Origin of the sequence: Paenibacillus xylanexedens (assembly GCF_007676705.1) — a bacterium.
In the GTDB taxonomy this organism is placed as follows: Bacteria; Bacillota; Bacilli; order Paenibacillales; family Paenibacillaceae; genus Paenibacillus; species Paenibacillus xylanexedens_C.
This window is the reverse complement of record NZ_VEBF01000011.1, coordinates 79075-96419: the sequence shown is the minus strand read 5'-3', so window position 1 is coordinate 96419 and position 17345 is coordinate 79075. Positions and strand designations below refer to the sequence as shown.

Sequence of the window (17345 nt, the reverse complement as noted above, 5' to 3'; positions counted from 1 at the left end):
TTTTCCCCTTTCAATAGGGAATCAAAAAAATCTGGGGGTAACAGTGATCGGAAGGTTATTCTGTCATCGGAGTGTCAGTGTAAGCAGGTCTATGGAAGACAACAGTGAAGGGGAGAATGTTTTGACAGGAGCAGTAGTTGGGATCATCATCGGGGTATGTTATTTCATTCTGGGGTTAATGGTGTTCAAAAAACCACCGAAAATGATTAACGGTATATATGGTTATCGTACCCCGCGTGCCATGAGTAATCCCGAGTTATGGGACGAAGCGCAAAAGTATAGCGCCAACCTGATGATGCAGTTTGGTGTGATCATTACAATATTTGGCATTATCGGTTTCTGGCTTACAGATGTACGAGCTTTGGTTCTGAGTCTGGTGGCTACAGGATTCTATACGTTCAGACTGTTTACCAGAGTCGAAGGTCGTTTGAAGCAAATGCAGCGTGCACAACAGCAACAGAATGAACAGAACGGTTAAAGTACAATGAGTAAATAGCTTAGAACGGAAGACCCGCGCGTAAAGCGGGTCTTTTGGCGTTGAAGATAGCGTATCGAAGGAATGTTAGTTAAACTAGCTAAGACTTCATACATAAAATCTAACGTTGACGTTAACGTTAATATTATATATAATTATGTACATAACATTATAGACATATGTAAGAGGTGAAGGAAATGAGTTTATATAAAATCGACGACGTAGCCAGGGAATGCGGTTTGACCAAGCGAACGATTCGGTATTATGAAGAGATTGGTGTCATGCCTTCACCTCAGCGGACAGATGGCGGAACGCGGCTATATACTCGGGAGGATATCGATTATCTGAAGAAGGTGGTTCGCGCCAAAGAGGTGCTGGGGTTCTCCCTTCAGGAGCTACATACCTATGTGGCTACGGCAGATGCATTGAACGAACAACGTTTTGACTACCAACAGACGACCGAAGTGAGAGAACGGATTGAGAAACTCACCACAATGGAAACAACACTGGATGGTCAGTTGCAGCTGATTGAGCAAAAACTTCAGAGCATACATGCTGTACAGACCGAACTTGAAGAGCTGCGTGAACGCGTTCGGAGCGGTATTCAGAAGTTACAGGCACATGATCCACAGGGTGAAGAAGACGGCTAACCGAATTAGCATCCATAGTTATAAACAAAACTGCAAACAAATAATCACTACATGGCGTGAGTTCCATAGTACCTGTGGTGATCCTGTACAAACACCGGAGGCTCCGGTGTCATTTGTGCCGTTTTGTTACCTCTATTCATGAAAATGAACGCAATATTTTCATCGTTTTCACAGTATTTTTCACAACAAGTTCAATAGATGCTTCACCACATAAATCATTCACAGGAGGAATTACGTATGAAAAGAGAGCCATCATTACCGGACGAATTGCCGTCATCACGTGGGGGATTGCTATCCCAACCGCGAGCGGTATGGGCGGTCGCCTTTGCATGTATCATATCCTTTATGGGTTTGGGCCTGGTTGACCCGATTTTGCCCGCAATTGCAGATCAGCTGCATGCATCCAAAAGCCAAGTGTCACTGCTATTTACCAGTTATAACGCTGTAACCGGGGTAGCGATGCTGATTACAGGTGTTGTCTCCAGCCGGATTGGTGTGAAGTGGACGCTGCTCAGCGGGATATTGTTGATTATTATCTTCTCCTTCCTCGGCGGTACCTCAGACACGGTAGGTGCACTGGTTGGTTACCGTGGCGGTTGGGGACTCGGTAATGCCTTGTTCATCGCAACCGCGTTATCTGCAATCGTTGGACTGTCCACATCAGGGACAGCCAAGGCCATTATTTTGTACGAAGCAGCGCTTGGTCTCGGGATTGCAGTTGGTCCGCTGCTTGGTGGTGAACTGGGTTCCATCTCCTGGCGTGGCCCGTTCTATGGGGTGGCTGTTCTGATGGCAATTGCCTTTATCAGCATTACGTTTATGCTGCCCAAGATGGCCAAACCAAAAACACGCAGTTCTCTGTCTGATCCGTTCAAAGCATTAAGTTATCCTTCACTGAAAACATTGGCGATTACCGCCTTCCTGTATAACTTTGGTTTCTTTACCTTGATGGCTTACTCACCATATGTCATGAATCTGGATGAGCACGGCTTGGGATATGTATTCTTTGGCTGGGGACTGATGCTGGCAATTACGTCGGTATTCGTCGCACCAAGACTGCAACGCCGATTCGGATCGGTGCCGTCCATGAGTGTCATGCTTACATTGTTCGCGATTGATCTGGTTGTTATGGCAGTCGGTACTGTGATGGGTTCACCAACTACGGTTATTGTGGCGGTCATTGTAGCAGGGATCTTCCTTGGGATTAATAATACGTTGATTACTACGGCTGTTATGGAAGCTGCACCTGTAGAACGTTCTGTTGCTTCCGCTGCATACAGCTTCGTCCGTTTCCTGGGTGGTGCGCTTGCTCCATGGCTTGCGGGTAAATTATCGGAATGGTTTCTGCCGGAAACGCCGTTTTATTTTGGCGCATTCATGGTCCTGATTGGTGTCGTGGTACTGCTGGTACGTCGTCATCATCTGCGGGATATCGATTCCGCCATTACATCTCATTAATTCACAGGAGGAATTGCCATGATGAAACGTATATTGGTTGCTGTTGATGGTTCGGATCATGCGCATAAGGCTTTGGAACAAGCACTGATCCTGGCTGAAAATATGAAACAACCCGCAAGTCTGTTGATCGTACATGTGAATCCTTCCATTTCCATCAATGAACCTGCACTGGGTGTTGATCTGGAAGCACGGATTGCTGAAGAAGGGCAACATATTATAGAACCAGTGACTAGTCTATTGTCCGGGCGTGACGTCACGTATGAAACACAGTTAATTGCAGGTGATCCCGTTAATGAGATCTGCCGTGTAGCGCGAGAACGAGATTGTGGAATGATTGTGATGGGCACGGCTGGAAAAGGCATGCTTGCAGAGATGATCGTGGGCAGTGTCAGCCATGGTGTGTTAAAACATGCAGAGTGCCCCGTCCTGACGGTTAAGTAAGCTATGAAATTCTTATAGTGCATTGGCTAAAGATCGCCTCTATGGCTCATCAGGTAGGTTACAAGGTATGATTGCCGCATATTGTAGTGGGTTGATGGCACAAAAGTAGTGTATAAATAGATAAGGTAACATACCGTTATGGATTTGAAGTAATTATTGGATGGAGGGTGCAGCTCATGAAAAAACAACTTCTGTTTATCGGTGGCAAACCGACCGAATCCGTAGATTATAAAGCACTTCAGGCACCATACTCAGGTGAAACACTGGCAGAAGTCTCTTCAGCTTCAGCAGAGGAGGCCGAGGCTGCTATTGTGGCTGCGGTGCAAGCTGGGAAGAAAATGCGCCAGATGCCTGCACATCAGCGTGCAGATATTTTGTATAAGGTATCCTCCTTACTCGAAGAACGGAAGGAAGAAGCGGCGCGAATCATTGCGCTTGAAGCAGCAAAACCAATTACCGCAGCTCGGGCTGAGGTAGACCGTACGGTGGAAACCTACCGTTTTGCTGCCGAAGAAGCCAAGCGGCTGACTGGAGAGACGGTTCCGATGGATGCAGCGAAAGGTGGGGAAGGGCGCATCGGGTATACGATGCGGCAACCTCTAGGCGTCATTGGAGCAATAACGCCGTTTAATTTTCCAATGAACCTGGTAGCTCACAAGGTAGGTCCGGCTCTGGCAGCGGGCAATACGATTGTTCTCAAGCCTGCAGAGCAGACACCACTGTCTTCCTATTACATTGCTAATCTGTTTCAAGAAGCAGGGTTGCCAGATGGTGCACTGAACGTGGTGAGCGGTGAAGGCAAAACGATTGGTGATGTGCTTGTGGAGCACCCTCGTGTTGCTCACATTACGTTTACAGGCAGTCCAGCAGTGGGGACGAGCATTCGTAGCAAAGCAGGACTGAAACGCGTGACACTGGAGCTTGGATCGAATGCAGCGGTGATCGTGGATAAGGACGCAGACCTGGACAAAGTCGTTCCTCGCTGTGTTACCGGTGCTTTCACGTATCAAGGACAGGTATGTATCTCGCTACAGCGAATCTATGTACATCGTGACATCTCGGAAGAATTTATCCGGCGTTTCGCTGAAGCGGCCAAACAAGTGGTGGTCGGGGACCCGCTGAGCCCGGATACGGTGGTCTCTGCACTGATAACCTCCAAGGATGTACAGCGTACGCTCGACTGGATTGAAGAAGCCAAACAGGCCGGTGCTGAAGTAGCAGCAGGCGGTCAAGCTGAAGGAGGCGTTCTGCGTCCAACGGTGCTCGTTAACGTTCCGCGTGATGCGAAGGTATCCTGTCAGGAAGTGTTTGCTCCCATCGTGGTGATTAATACCGTGGATTCGGTTGAAGAGGGCATTGAACATGTCAACGATTCCATCTATGGGCTTCAGGCAGGTGTATTCACGAACGATATTCGTACAGCTCTCCATGCTGTCGATCAGATCGAGGCAGGCGGAGTGATGATTAACGATATTCCAACGTTCAGGGTTGACCACATGCCCTATGGCGGTGTGAAGCAGAGTGGCGTCGGGCGTGAAGGTGTAAAATATGCGGTTGAGGAAATGACGGAATTGAAGTTTGTTATGTTCAATAAAGGGTGATTCACTTCATTTCTCACATGATCCTGTGCCATGATATTGGTACAGGATTTTTCATATGTAGATCATGGAAAACTGTTTCAAAAATACATACGAATTCTTCACTGACTGCGGGTTCACATCTGAGGAGAGGGGTATAAATAGTTAACATACCGCAATTCATTTGAAAACGCCGCTCATATCACCTAAGCATGGTGTACCTATCCAGAACGCGAGCGGAATGAAAGCGGTACAGCATTGTCGAAAGTCTTATAATCTCTCACTATTCAAATAAAATGCAGTATGAAATAAACCTGAACTTAGAAGTTGCAGGGTAGGCAGGAGGTGTATTCAAATGGCATATTCCATGGTTGACGTATCTGGAATGTCAGGCGTGAGTCTGAGCGAGCTGAGCCAGTATGCGGAGACGGGTCTTCTGAATCCGGCTTTTGGAGGTTCGAATGAGGATGTCTATTATGAAAAGCAAGAACTGTTGAGACTCCAGCAAATTCTCTTTTGTAAGGAAGTAGGTATGGAGGAGAATGAGATTGGATCAATGCTCCGGGATAATCCTCAGGACGTCATTCGCATCATGCAGCAACATCGCATTGAGATTCTGGAGAAGGCATTGCGTCTGCATGGATTGATTCAGACACTGGACAAGACGATTTCCCATTTGCAAGGCGAACAGGAACTTGATGAACATGAGCTGTATATGGGCTTTGTAAATAAGGGGCGTCACCAGTTGCTGAATGAAGCGAGTTCTAACCATGCAGTCAATAATGATTTGAATCATGTGCAGACAGAGCGAGTTCAGAGTTCCGACATCCAATCTTCCAATTCATCCACAATGCCTGAAAACCAAGATTTGAAGTCCAAGGAAGATTATCTCGATTCACAGGCAAAAATTGACCGGATTCATCTGGACTTGCAGCAGGCAATTGAGGATGAACTGGAACCTGGTAGTCCCGAGGTGCAGGAGATTATTGGAAGACATCTCGAATGGATCAAAGGGTACTACACACCCACATCAGAGATTTACCGGGATTTGGCCAATCTGTATGTCGAGCATCCAGATTTCCGCAAGATGTACGATGGTTACCACCCGAGCCTGGCTGAATTTTTGCGTGAAGGGATGATGATTAAAGCGGAACAGGATTTATCCTAGATGCATAAAGTAACATGGGCGAGCAAGAACATGGGTGTGAACTATAATGGATAACAAAGAGCGCAGACCTCTGAGAGGACTGCGCTCTTTGTTATTGCGGGTTCTTCATCATAGTAGGATGAAGAACCCCAATTACCTTATCCCAAAAGGAGTATGGTAGCTTATAATTGCTCTGTGAGCAGACTTACGGCTTTCTCCAGGAAGACACGGTCTTCATCGTCAAAACGGTTTTTGATCGGGCTGTCGATATCCAGCACCCCGTATAGTTCTCCGTCTTTGATGATCGGTACAACGATCTCACTATTGGATGCTGCATCACAGGCAATGTGGCCTGGGAAGGCATGCACATCTTCTACGACCATGGTACGTTTTTCGGCAGCAGATGTACCGCATACGCCACGTCCGAGTGGAATTCGGATGCAGGCAGGCAGTCCTTGGAATGGACCGAGGACCAGTTCTTTTCCATCATACAGATAGAAGCCGACCCAATTGGTGTCGGTCATAAATACATTGAGCAGCGCAGCAGCGTTCGCCAGATTGGCAATCGCACTAGGTTCATCGCGGATCAGAGCACTTAACTGTCCCAGGACGGCGGTGTGCTGCTCACTTCGTGTTCCTTCATAGGAAACAGCTTGAAACATGGTAAATCACCCTCCCGAGCAAAATGGTACTTATTTTCAAGATAGTGCAGAGGATGCGGTTAGTCAAGCGGAGGATTTCGGAAAGGGAAGGGAATACCTGAAGAATCCTCCTGTTTCTCAGCTTCTTGCATGGGGTAATTACTTAGCAACCACGGAGGGCTATAACCCGGGAAGGAGCTTGGCTTATGCATGCAGAGGTACAGAATCTTTTTGTACGAATTCATCTTCTATATTTGGCGCAAAATCAGGATTTGAACGTTAGCGAGGCGCTGCCCCTATTGGAAGAACGGGGATATCGCGTTGGAGAGCGGGAGATCAAGCAGGAGCTTGAACACCTGACACAGGAGAACTTCCTGACCGCCCACGGGGACCAATGGAGCTTAACCGGGACTGGCATAGAAGAATTCAAAGAAATCACGACTGTGCTTGGTCGGGTTAGCGATGAATTGCTGGCGAAAGGCAAGAAACCGTCCAAAGTCTAATATTCATTTGGACAAGCCGTGATGCCAAGAATCACTCAACCTTGAATTATCCATACGTACGTACAACAAGACCGGGAGCGAAATGGGCCCGGTTTTTTGACGTGTATCCATGACTGAATAGTTGCCATTCGGCGCAGGTTATGATTAGATGACTAGTGAATCTTATGGTCTGCAGAGATAGATCGGATCGGAGTGTCTTATATGTATAAATGCAAAGGGAGAATTCCCGAAATGGAGACTGCGCGGCTTCGTCTGCGTAAAATGCGTCGCCGGGATGCGGCCCAGATGTTCGCATGTTGGTCAGATCGCGAGGTGACCCGCTACATGAATCTTGCACCCATGATTGGGACAAGCGAGGCGGCGGACATGATTGGGCTGCTTAATCATATGGCAGGGGAAGAGGATGCGATCCGGTGGGGGATTGAACTCAAGGAGACAGGCAGGCTCATCGGAAGCTGTGGATTCAACACCTGGCAGCTTGAAGGCGCATTCCGGGGAGAGATCGGTTATGAGCTGGGACGTGACTACTGGCGTCACGGTTATATGACGGAGGCTTTCTCGGCATTATTGCCCTTCGGATATGAGACCATGGGTCTTAATCGGATCGAGGCGCTGGTTGATCCACGCAATCTGGCGTCCGGCGAGTTCCTGACAAACCGCGGTTTCACGCGGGAAGGATTGCTGCGTCAGGTACAGCATACGTCCACCGGATACAAGGATATGGTGATGTATTCCATGTTGTATGATGAGTTCCTTCGCAAGCGAGGTAAATAAAAGAGACAATATATAATTGCTTTTAAATTTACACGTAAACGAAGAAACAGAACAAAGCTGGGAGAAGCGAAGCGTTCGCCTTTATCACCGGATTTCTCGTTTAGAGAGGAGAAGAAAAAATCTGGGGATAACAGCGATCGGAAGCTTGTTCTGGTTCGTAGTAGATGTGTAAATTAACGTACCAATTATATAGAGAAACGAAGAGAGAAGGGTTTGTGTGAATGCAACCGGAGGTTTGAAGCGCAGTTTCATCTTGACGGGCTTGCTGCTCGCAACATTTCTATCAGCGATTGAAGGCACCGTAATTGGTCCAGCTGGACCAACCATTGTCAGTGAACTGGGGAGTGTACAGCTGCTTAGCTGGATTTTCACCGCATACCTGCTGACGATGGCTGTGAGTACGCCCATTTTCGGCAAAATCAGTGATCTGTATGGACGAAAGCCTGTATTTCTAATTGGCTGTGCCTTATTTTTACTGGGTTCACTCCTGTGCTGCCTTTCGCAGAATATGGAGCAGTTGATTATTTTTCGTGCCATTCAGGGGATTGGTGCGGGTGCGGTAGTACCTGTTACCTTTACGATTATTGGGGACATCTACGCTATTGAAGAACGTGGTAAAATCCAGGGTTGGATTAGCTCCGTGTGGGGTATTTCCTCTCTGGCTGGACCGCTGCTTGGCGGTTATTTTGTTGATAATCTGGGCTGGCAGTGGATCTTTGGTTTTAACGTGCCATTTGGTTTGCTTGCGATGTGGTTTGTATTCCGTTATTTGAAGGAAGATATCTCTCCGCGTACGGCCAAAATTGATTATGTCGGTGCACTGACCTTCACGGTGGGTATTACCGCATTGTTGTTCGTCCTGTCGGCGGGTGGGCAGTATTATGCCTGGAGTTCACCGTTAATTGTCGTGCTGAGTGTGGTCGCCGCTCTGTTTATTATTTTATTTTTCGTGGTGGAAAAAAGAGCTCAGGCCCCTATGGTTCCACTACATTTGTTCCGAATTCGGGACATCCGTGTGGCGAATATCGCCGGACTACTGACCAGTACTCTAATGATCGGCTTGACCAGTTATTTGCCGCTCTGGGTGCAGGGGGTTCGGGGAGGTAATGCGACGGAATCCGGGCTGCTGCTCGCGCCGATGTCAGTGGGTTGGCTCATTGGTAGTGTGTTGGCAGGCCGCCTGTTGATGAAAATTGGATCACGTATGACCGCATTAATTGGATTAACCGGAATTGCCATCGGATCGGGTGGACTGTTCATGGTGGGCGGGACATCTCCGCAGGCTGTGCTATTTATACTGACCTTTATATATGGTCTCGGTTTCGGGTTTGCTTTTACCATCTTCACCATTATTGCGCAGTCTTCAGTAGGGTATAAGGAACGTGGTTCCTCTACTGCACTGCACACGTTCATGCGTACGTTGGGACAGACGATTGGTGCAGCGGCTTTTGGTACCTGGTTGAACTATCGAATCTCCACGTTATCGAGTGAGCAGAATTTGGCTGAGGCGGGAATATCGGAGAGTGATCTGAACGAATTGCTTGCACCGCATACAGATGCTGCGCTATCGGATGACAAATGGGCGCTACTGCGGAGCGTGCTGGAAGGAAGCTTGCATTCCCTGTTTGTGATTATGTTCGTTATTGCACTGGTCTCGTGGGTAACGACGCTTGCTCTACGCAAACGTTTAATTGTACCCGAAGATGCAGATGCTCCACCGCAACCACAGGGCTCGAAGTAAAAGTGGATGTATACGAAAAACCGGATTCGCCGTTGTCAGGCAAATCCGGTTATTTTTGTTGCTCCATTTTGCAAGGTCTAACTACTCGCGGATAAACGGTCTGCACTGTGTGCAAGCCTTCCCAAAAGTTCGGACAACAGTTCCTTGTCTTCCTCGCTCAGTCCGCTGACCGCACGATCGATCTTCACCGCATAACCTGGATAGATATCATCCATGGTGCGCTGACCTTCTTCGGTTAGTTCCACAAAAATGATACGTCTGTCTTGCGGACAATGCTTCCGGTGTAACAGTCCTTTTTGCTCCAGCTTATCAATCACATAGGTTACATTTCCGCTTTGCAGCAGAAGCTGTGCACCAACCTGTTGAATCGGCTGAGCTCCTTTCATATATAACACTTCGAGCACCCCATATGCGGTGGGGTTGAAGCCATGCACTTTGCTTCCGGATACAGCGTGTTCATTCACGCTCTTGAATGTCTGGGCCAAGGTGCGGTACAGATGAAGTGAACGTTCGGTTCCGATTTCTTGTAATTCCAGCATGCTGATCCCGCCTTTTCAGATTAGTTTTATAAGTTGAAATGATAAAGTTACAACCTACCACTACGAGGACAGAACAACCTTCCAATCACTGTTATCCCCAGATTTTTTGAATATTCTTCAAAGGTAAAATCCGGTGATAAAGGTGAACGCTTCGCTTTTTCAGGTTTTTTCTGTCCTCTCCGTTATGCTGTTCTTGTAAAAGATTATTTCAACTTATATGAGTTGGTTAGTTATGTTTGTTTGACGATTCAGGATGTCGCCATGTACTCATTGTAAACTTCTGTTTCTACGAAAAACATGCGATATGTCACAAGATCTGCATTTTTAGCATTTAAAATTTGATCATTCATCATCTCGTAAAATCATCCTTGAGATGTCGCTTCTTCTCCGCCTCTGGCAGGAGGTTGAGTCAAGCCCTGCCCTCTTATAATGAGTTCATATTATGAATTCGGAAGAAAATGGAGGAGAAGCAGGATGATAATGGACTCAATCTGAATGCAACAATAGCGGGAATGACCGTGAGCGTAACGTGAACAGCAGCTATGCGAGCGAAAATCGTGGTGCACTGGATCTGGGTCTGAACGTGGATGCAGATGCAGAGAGTGAAATTACATCTGTGGTGGAGACAAATCGGTAATATGAGATTTTCACTGTAATATGAAGAAGCAGGGGCTCCGGAACCCCTGCTTCTTTTTAGCATTTATAAGACACAAGAGCTATCGTTCTTCTGAATACTTTAATTTCACCAGTGACTCTAATAATGCTGTAGCATTAATGGGAGATTGCCTTCAAATATGCTCAAAATGATCAAACAAACGGCACAAAACTCGTATACAATAAAATGAGATGATCTAACAAGCCCGACTGAGAACAGGAGTGTTCGATATGAAGATAGAGCATGAAGGTACAAACATACAAGAGTCCATATTGGATGTACATATTACAGAGGCAGGTTACGAACCCGGACAGTCGACCATACGCAACATTCGAATGAGTGTGGCGCGAGGAGAGCTGGTGGGTATTATCGGACCAAATGGTGCGGGTAAAAGTACGACGATCAAAACGCTGCTTGGTCTGCTGGAACATGCTGACTATGAAGTGACGATTGGGGGAGAGGGACGTTATGCCTATATCCCGGAACAACCGGTTTTTTACGAATACATGACCCTGTGGGAACATCTTGATCTGGCCGCAGCGGCATATGAGATGGAGGAAGAGGCCTTTGTCGCCAGAGCGGAGGAACTGTTGGTTCGCTTCGGTATGGACCACGTTCGTAACGATCTTCCAGCCAGTTTTTCGAAGGGTATGCGGCAGAAAATGATGCTGATGATCGGATTTCTGTCTTCGCCGGATATCTATATTGTGGACGAGCCGTTTATTGGACTTGATCCGCGTGCTACCAAAGATTTTCTGAAATTACTCGATGACGAACGTCGGCGTGGTGCGGGTGTACTCATGTCTACGCATGTACTGGATACCGCTGAACGAATCTGCGACCGATTTATTCTGATTGCTTCGGGCAGGTCTGCTGCCGAGGGAACATTGGATGAGATCCGTGAAACAGCGGGATTATCGGAAGCCTCTTTGTTTGACTGTTTCGATATACTGACGTCTTAGATAGAGAGAGGGTGAGAGAAAGGATGGAAACTTCCCAGCGTTATACACCACTTCGTTTATACAGGCGAAGACGCAAAGAACATTTCAGGGAACAAATGAAAAATCTCAGACTCGTAGTGGATTGGACGGTATGGGTATATTTGCTTGTCCCGGGTCTGCTCTATCTGACTGGATGGTACACGAGTCTGTGGACCAAACCGCTGCCTGCATGGGCGACTGGATTACCGTTGCCCGTGCTGACCGGGCTGATCGACGTCGTTATGCTTACCGGGGGTGTGTTGATATTTGTGGAGGAAGCCGATGTATTGTTTCTGAAATCAAGACCGTTGTGGATGCGCACGTTGATGAGGCAAGGGCTATACCGCGCCTGTCTGCAACATCTGGGCAAAATGATCGTGATTACAGCACTGACTGCCCCCCTGTGGTCCCGTGTCTATGAGATGTCTAATCTCCAGATTGCACTTATGGCTGTCTGGTTCGGTGCAGTATCTTCATTCCAAGCCATAACACTACATCTGACAAAGGTTCGACTTACAGGATGGCGACGCTGGATTCAGATGATTCCTCTCGTCATTGGCATAGGGTACATGACCATTCATGCGACATCATGGATGCATGGGCAGACGTGGAAAATCATGTTTAGTCTCGGGGTTATCATGCTTCTTCTGATTACCGTCGGACAGATGCGGCTTATGATGAAAGGAACGTTTGAAGGCGATGTGCGAGAAGATTTGCGAAGCAGGCTGCAGTTGACAGCTGTGATGTTAAGCCGAGCGGTGAGCAAGCCGAAAGCCCCACGAACACGGTCCATTATCTTCCGCAAACCGCGTAAACTGTTACGCAATCGTTCCATCGCGAATCGTACAGCGGAGATCGCATTCAAGGCGTTTTTCCGGAACTCAGCCACAATGAAATTGTATTTACAGCTTGGAGGACTGTCCATTGCAGCAGTCGCCTTACCGCCTTTTCCGGTCAATATCATTGTGTGTGCGTTATTGATTATCATGTTAACGGTGATGTTTTATCGCTCCTGGGATGTGTTTGCAACGTCCGACTATGTTCAGCTCATAACATATGACTCCGATGCTCTGCATCGTGCGGGTTCAATGATGGTTAAGATGTTGTTTGTCCCCATTGGTATTCTTATGGGATTCACGCTGGGATTGGCTTGGCTCGGTTGGATCGTCGGTATTCTGACAGCCGCAGGTGCGGTGGTCTTCGGACTTTGTGTGTTATCTATTGCCGGATGGGTTAGACTTACCCGAGCCTAAAAGAATTCCTTTGTAGTTCAGAGCATATGACGCGCTATAACTGACCATGCTATAGAAGAAGAATCTCATCTATGAATGATGAGAGATTAGCTGTAGCAAGGAGGAAGAGATGATGATGGATAATAGCGAACTACAGGTGCATTTCTCAGACGGTTCAGCGTTGAATGCTGCAAGGGCAACGTTGGAGGAATTAGGGTATAAGCCTTATCAGTCTGGCCCGCTGGAATTGTACATTCCTACAGATCGCCAGGATCCTCAGTCAGCCGTAGAGATTGTACAATCTCATGGAGGAAGTGCCGTATTTTCCTCACAAACGGAAGAGCTGGATCAGTTTCAGAATATCTCAATTCCGGCTCATCTCGTGAATGAGGACTGGAATGAGGGATATGCGAGTGGAAACCAGGGGAGTCAGGCTGAGCAAGGTGCACATAATTATAGCGAGGACCCAGCATACGATGATTCGGCTGATGGATTCTCAGGCAGCGTCAAAGCATAGAAGCATCACAAGCCCAAGAGCAGTTCGAGTCGTTTTTTCTAAAATGAAACAATGCCCAAAAACCCGATACTCCACAGATAGTGGATATCGGGGTTTTTGGCATCTGAGCTAATTCATTATCGGGTTAAAAGGTGTAATACCTATTAGGATGTAACGTGTCTATATTCAGCCGCATGCATGCCAGCCGTATATCCCGTGGAGAAAGCAGCAGTGATATTATACCCTCCGGTGTAGCCGTGAATATCCAGAACTTCACCGCAGAAGAATAGTCCAGGCAACAGCTTGGATTCCATTGTTTTTGGGTATATCTCCTTTAAGTGGACTCCTCCCCCAGTAACGAAGGCTTCTTTGAGCGATCTTGTTCCGTCTGCGCGGAAAGTAAAAGCTTTCATTAGCCCGCATAAGTTACTTAACATGCCTTTGGGGAAATGGTGGTACGTAAGGTCATCGCTGATCTCGGCGCGTTTCATCATCAACGGAATCATGCGTTCAGGAACCCATGTTTTCAAAATGTTTTTGACAGCCTTGCGGGATTCTTGTTCCAATACCTGCTGAACCTGAGTTTCTAGTAGACCTGCTGACAGCTCCGGGAACAGATCAATGCTCATCATGACCTGTGGGTTTCCAGACTTCATCTGAACCTTGCGGATAAACTGGCTACAACGCAATGCAACCGGTCCAGACACTCCAAAATGCGTGAAGATCATATCCCCGCGATGGGAGATGACCGTTTTTCCTTTGGCATCCACTACAGATAAAGCGATATCCCTCAAAGATAAACCTTGCAGTTCTTTGGACTGAATCCAACTCTCCCCAGACACAATAGGCACTTCGGTTGGATATAACTCCGTTATCGTGTGTCCCGCAGCTTCAGCCCAGGGATAACCATCTCCGGTTGATCCGGTTTGGGGTACGGACTTGCCGCCGGTAGCGATAATGACAGAGCGCCCAAGAATCGTTTTACCTGATACCAATTTAACACCCTGTACCTGCTGACCGTTTTGAATAATTTCCTTGACGGGTTCTTTGGTGCGAATCTCGACACCGAGGGAGACAATTTTACCTACCAGCGCATCAACGACCGTTTTGGCTTTATCGGTTACAGGGAACATTCTTCCATTGTCTTCTTCTTTCAGGGCAATTCCGAGATTCTCGAAGAAACGCATAATCCCCTGGTTGTCCAGATTCTGAAACGAACTATATAAAAAGCGTCCATTACCCGGAATATGCCGGATGAGTTCATCCGTTTCCTTGGCATTAGTTACATTGCAACGACCTCCGCCAGAGATGCCGAGTTTACGACCCAGTTGATCTCCTTTATCCAGCAGAATGACGGAAGCTCCATGCTCGGCAGCTGCAACAGAAGCCATCAGGCCCGCGGATCCACCACCAATTACGATGACATCATACATATGTTATTACCCTCTTTTTTCATTGATTTTGTCTGTTTTACGTAAACCATGTCTACTCCTGGCTTTTTCTGAAATATAATGGAGTTACGAGCAGTTCTATTATGGAGTCTTAAGGGATATATTGTAATATACTGTCGCCTATGTTTTAATCAGAAATACATGAGGGAATGTGCAGGCGGAGGAGGAGATGGCATTGTGGTTGCGTTAAAGGACATTCTTTTACAAGTACTGCTGGCGGGGTCGGCGGTATACCTGATTCCCTTATTCCATCTGGGGCTCTCCAAGCGGGCTGTGGCCAAGTTGGAACATGCCGGAATGATGCAGACCGTTTTAGCTGTGACGAGTGTTGCGAGCATGCTACTGTGTTTGATGTTCGCGTTTCATGGGAGTCCAGCGGCTGTACCCATATCACTAAGCATCGTACCTGTAATACTTGTTATTTTGTATTGTAAGTCCGTTATAGGCTTAACGCTGTCCATACTACATATTCTCTTCTATTTCCTTTTCGCGCATTCCTATGATCTGTTCGGATTTCTCCTTCATACGGGCATTCTTCTCTATCCTATTGTATGGTTGTCTGCCAAACGATTCAAGCATAATACACCTTCGCGCAAAATGACGATCCTGATCACCCTGATTGCAATGGAAAGGGGTGTAACGAGTCTGTTGTGGATCGCATCCCTTCAGAATGACTCCACATACTCTGCCACTTATATGGTACTTACAGCACTGGGATATACCACGGGAGCCATAGTTGCGGGCAGTCTGAGTCTGTTATGGCTGGAACGGATGAAGCACTATCACGGGCTGGAGCAACATCTCTCGGAAGTTCACCACCGATACATAGCCGAGATGGAAAAGCTTCATCAGATTCTGAATGCGGTTCCTCTCTCCATTGCCACTGTAGATAAAGAAGGCACAGTCATGTTCGTCAATGAGATGATGGAACAAACAGCAAGAGATCAGTTACCCTGTAACACCACGCCTGATCTCATCGGCCGGCCAGCCAGTCAATTTGTTGAACAAGGTCAGGCGGACAAGATGGATAATAGCATTCGCAGAGCTGTCGTTCATGGTGAGATTAATGGATTGACTGTTCGTTACGGTGCTCACGTATTTCAGTCCCGAACCGTGCCGATCTATGCCTTTTCAACAGAGCCTGCAAGAGAGGTCACAGGAGCTATGCTGATTATTCAGGATATCACGGAGCTTGAGATGTTGCGAAGTGAACTGGATAATGTGGATCGTCTCAGTCTGGTGGGGCAGATGGCTGCAAGCATTACGCATGAGGTGCGTAATCCTATGGCGGTTGTACGTGGTTTTCTTCAACTCATGCAGGAGAAGAGTCCGGATTCCCTTGATCATTATTACCGGATCGTCCTGGAAGAATTGGATCGGGCGAATAGTATCATTAATGATTTTCTATCGCTGGCCCAGGATCGGATTGCGGAAAAAGAGGAATCCCAGCTGCATGATATCATTCATGAACTCAGTCCATTGTTGTGGGCCGATGCGAACCTGCGTGGTCAGAGTATTGAACTCATGCTGGACCATAATGTACCGAAGTTGCACCTCAATCCAAAGGAAATCAAACAGGTGGTACTCAATCTGGCCCGTAACGGGATGGAAGCCATGAATGAGAAGGGCGTGCTTACGCTGGAGACGCGGATAGTCGATGACAAAGTGGAACTGTGTGTACGTGACACAGGGCCTGGTATACCTAGGGTGAAGAAGGAAAAGCTGTTCGAGCCCTTTTTCACGACAAAAGCCAAGGGGACGGGACTTGGATTATCCATGTGTTTAAGTATTGTGGAACGACATAATGGAACCATTACCGTGGAATCAGAGGAAGGTCGAGGGACTACCTTCAAAGTGGCATTTGAACGTTAGGTAATCAGCATATTTTCCCAGACGATGAGACATAATATTTTAGAAGAAGCCTTTCTGCAGGCACTGTCTGAATCTTGCTTTCATTGCTTATGGATGTATAATAGGAATAGCACATCATTACATCCATAATATTCGATATGAATGTAACGTTGTTTGGATAGCTAATCGCCTTTAATTCTATCGAGATCATAGAACAACCATTTATAAGGAGTGAAACCGAATGTCGATGTCATTTGATCAATACATGAAAGATATGGTTCAACCCATGCGGGATGAGCTAACTCGTCTGGGCATTCAGGAGTTGCGTACTCCTGAAGAAGTGGAAGCAAGTCTGCCGGATGCAAAAGGAACAGCGCTGGTCGTAATAAACTCTGTCTGCGGATGTGCCGCAGGTCAATGTCGCCCAGGTGTGTCTCAAGCACTTCAGAACGATATCACACCGGATCACCTGTACACTGTATTTGCTGGTCAGGACAAAGAAGCAACTGCAAAAGCACGTGAATTCTTTGCACCGTATCCGCCATCTTCACCGTCCATCGCCCTGATGAAAGACGGAGAACTCGTTCACTTTATCGAGCGTCATCAAGTGGAAGACCGTTCTGCAGAGGAAATTGCGGCTGATCTCAAAAGTGCATTTGAACGTTATTGCCGTTAATTCGCTCCATAGAACGCCCCGCTCTTCGGATAACCGATGCCGGGGCGTTTCATTTTGG

Annotated in this window: 17 protein-coding genes; 14 read left to right on the top strand and 3 right to left on the bottom strand. The window is 47.2% G+C overall.

Annotation, left to right across the window (positions count from 1 at the left end; all coding sequences use genetic code 11):
- Positions 1-121 precede the first annotated feature (121 nt).
- The 6 genes from FS628_RS28885 (at position 122) to FS628_RS28860 (ending at position 5769) form a co-directional block, all read left to right on the top strand.
- Positions 122-478, top strand: coding sequence for an SdpI family protein (locus FS628_RS28885; RefSeq protein WP_186328006.1), 357 nt, complete (start codon positions 122-124; stop codon positions 476-478).
- A gap of 194 nt (positions 479-672) precedes the next feature.
- On the top strand, positions 673-1125 hold the full coding sequence (locus FS628_RS28880; protein WP_145326492.1) for a helix-turn-helix domain-containing protein: 453 nt from the start codon (positions 673-675) through the stop codon (positions 1123-1125).
- A gap of 237 nt (positions 1126-1362) precedes the next feature.
- On the top strand, positions 1363-2583 hold the full coding sequence (locus tag FS628_RS28875) for an MFS transporter (protein ID WP_145326491.1): 1221 nt from the start codon (positions 1363-1365) through the stop codon (positions 2581-2583).
- 18 nt (positions 2584-2601) lie between these two features.
- Positions 2602-3024, top strand: coding sequence for a universal stress protein (locus FS628_RS28870; protein WP_145326490.1), 423 nt, complete (start codon positions 2602-2604; stop codon positions 3022-3024).
- Positions 3025-3200: 176 nt separating this feature from the next.
- A complete protein-coding gene (locus FS628_RS28865) occupies positions 3201-4625 on the top strand; it encodes an aldehyde dehydrogenase family protein (protein WP_145326489.1) in 1425 nt (474 codons plus the stop codon).
- A gap of 331 nt (positions 4626-4956) precedes the next feature.
- Positions 4957-5769, top strand: coding sequence for a MerR family transcriptional regulator (locus tag FS628_RS28860; RefSeq protein WP_145326488.1), 813 nt, complete (start codon positions 4957-4959; stop codon positions 5767-5769).
- 161 nt (positions 5770-5930) lie between these two features.
- Here FS628_RS28860 and FS628_RS28855 read toward each other — a convergent pair whose 3' ends face one another.
- Positions 5931-6410, bottom strand: a complete 480-nt coding sequence (locus FS628_RS28855; protein ID WP_145326487.1) for a GAF domain-containing protein — start codon at positions 6408-6410, stop codon at positions 5931-5933.
- A gap of 185 nt (positions 6411-6595) precedes the next feature.
- On the opposite strand from FS628_RS28855, the gene FS628_RS28850 reads away from it, so the two are divergent.
- The 3 genes from FS628_RS28850 (at position 6596) to FS628_RS28840 (ending at position 9407) form a co-directional block, all read left to right on the top strand.
- Entirely contained in the window at positions 6596-6892 is a 297-nt protein-coding gene (locus FS628_RS28850) for a hypothetical protein (protein ID WP_145326486.1), read from the top strand.
- A 231-nt stretch (positions 6893-7123) separates the two neighbouring features.
- Entirely contained in the window at positions 7124-7666 is a 543-nt protein-coding gene (locus tag FS628_RS28845; RefSeq protein ID WP_260871231.1) for a GNAT family N-acetyltransferase, read from the top strand.
- A 235-nt stretch (positions 7667-7901) separates the two neighbouring features.
- Positions 7902-9407, top strand: coding sequence for an MDR family MFS transporter (locus tag FS628_RS28840; protein WP_260871233.1), 1506 nt, complete (start codon positions 7902-7904; stop codon positions 9405-9407).
- Positions 9408-9484: 77 nt separating this feature from the next.
- Here FS628_RS28840 and FS628_RS28835 read toward each other — a convergent pair whose 3' ends face one another.
- Positions 9485-9946, bottom strand: coding sequence for a MarR family winged helix-turn-helix transcriptional regulator (locus FS628_RS28835; protein WP_145326483.1), 462 nt, complete (start codon positions 9944-9946; stop codon positions 9485-9487).
- An 885-nt stretch (positions 9947-10831) separates the two neighbouring features.
- Between FS628_RS28835 and FS628_RS28830 the strand changes: the two genes are divergently transcribed.
- The 3 genes from FS628_RS28830 (at position 10832) to FS628_RS28820 (ending at position 13330) form a co-directional block, all read left to right on the top strand.
- Entirely contained in the window at positions 10832-11563 is a 732-nt protein-coding gene (locus tag FS628_RS28830) for an ABC transporter ATP-binding protein (RefSeq protein WP_145326482.1), read from the top strand.
- 23 nt (positions 11564-11586) lie between these two features.
- Entirely contained in the window at positions 11587-12834 is a 1248-nt protein-coding gene (locus FS628_RS28825) for an ABC transporter permease (RefSeq protein ID WP_145326481.1), read from the top strand.
- Between the two features lie 112 nt (positions 12835-12946).
- A complete protein-coding gene (locus tag FS628_RS28820; RefSeq protein ID WP_145326480.1) occupies positions 12947-13330 on the top strand; it encodes a hypothetical protein in 384 nt (127 codons plus the stop codon).
- A 143-nt stretch (positions 13331-13473) separates the two neighbouring features.
- Here FS628_RS28820 and FS628_RS28815 read toward each other — a convergent pair whose 3' ends face one another.
- Positions 13474-14742 carry an NAD(P)/FAD-dependent oxidoreductase gene (locus tag FS628_RS28815; RefSeq protein ID WP_145326479.1) on the bottom strand — a complete coding sequence of 423 codons (1269 nt, stop codon included), beginning with the start codon at positions 14740-14742 and terminating at the stop codon, positions 13474-13476.
- Positions 14743-14937: 195 nt separating this feature from the next.
- On the opposite strand from FS628_RS28815, the gene FS628_RS28810 reads away from it, so the two are divergent.
- Entirely contained in the window at positions 14938-16632 is a 1695-nt protein-coding gene (locus FS628_RS28810) for a two-component system sensor histidine kinase NtrB (protein WP_186328005.1), read from the top strand.
- A 220-nt stretch (positions 16633-16852) separates the two neighbouring features.
- Positions 16853-17287, top strand: a complete 435-nt coding sequence (locus tag FS628_RS28805) for a BrxA/BrxB family bacilliredoxin (protein WP_145326477.1) — start codon at positions 16853-16855, stop codon at positions 17285-17287.
- The last annotated feature ends 58 nt before the right edge of the window (positions 17288-17345 follow it).

Bases quoted from the DNA above. Each gene is read 5' to 3' on its own strand.
- FS628_RS28815 (WP_145326479.1), bottom strand. From the start codon at position 14,742: ATGTATGATGTCATCGTAATTGGTGGTGGATCCGCGGGCCTGATGGCT.
- FS628_RS28855 (WP_145326487.1), bottom strand. From the start codon at position 6,410: ATGTTTCAAGCTGTTTCCTATGAAGGAACACGAAGTGAGCAGCACACC.
- FS628_RS28845 (WP_260871231.1), top strand. From the start codon at position 7,124: ATGGAGACTGCGCGGCTTCGTCTGCGTAAAATGCGTCGCCGGGATGCG.
- FS628_RS28820 (WP_145326480.1), top strand. From the start codon at position 12,947: ATGATGGATAATAGCGAACTACAGGTGCATTTCTCAGACGGTTCAGCG.
- FS628_RS28805 (WP_145326477.1), top strand. From the start codon at position 16,853: ATGTCGATGTCATTTGATCAATACATGAAAGATATGGTTCAACCCATG.
- FS628_RS28825 (WP_145326481.1), top strand. From the start codon at position 11,587: ATGGAAACTTCCCAGCGTTATACACCACTTCGTTTATACAGGCGAAGA.
- FS628_RS28835 (WP_145326483.1), bottom strand. From the start codon at position 9,946: ATGCTGGAATTACAAGAAATCGGAACCGAACGTTCACTTCATCTGTAC.
- FS628_RS28860 (WP_145326488.1), top strand. From the start codon at position 4,957: ATGGCATATTCCATGGTTGACGTATCTGGAATGTCAGGCGTGAGTCTG.
- FS628_RS28870 (WP_145326490.1), top strand. From the start codon at position 2,602: ATGATGAAACGTATATTGGTTGCTGTTGATGGTTCGGATCATGCGCAT.
- FS628_RS28875 (WP_145326491.1), top strand. From the start codon at position 1,363: ATGAAAAGAGAGCCATCATTACCGGACGAATTGCCGTCATCACGTGGG.
- FS628_RS28830 (WP_145326482.1), top strand. From the start codon at position 10,832: ATGAAGATAGAGCATGAAGGTACAAACATACAAGAGTCCATATTGGAT.
- FS628_RS28865 (WP_145326489.1), top strand. From the start codon at position 3,201: ATGAAAAAACAACTTCTGTTTATCGGTGGCAAACCGACCGAATCCGTA.
- FS628_RS28850 (WP_145326486.1), top strand. From the start codon at position 6,596: ATGCATGCAGAGGTACAGAATCTTTTTGTACGAATTCATCTTCTATAT.
- FS628_RS28880 (WP_145326492.1), top strand. From the start codon at position 673: ATGAGTTTATATAAAATCGACGACGTAGCCAGGGAATGCGGTTTGACC.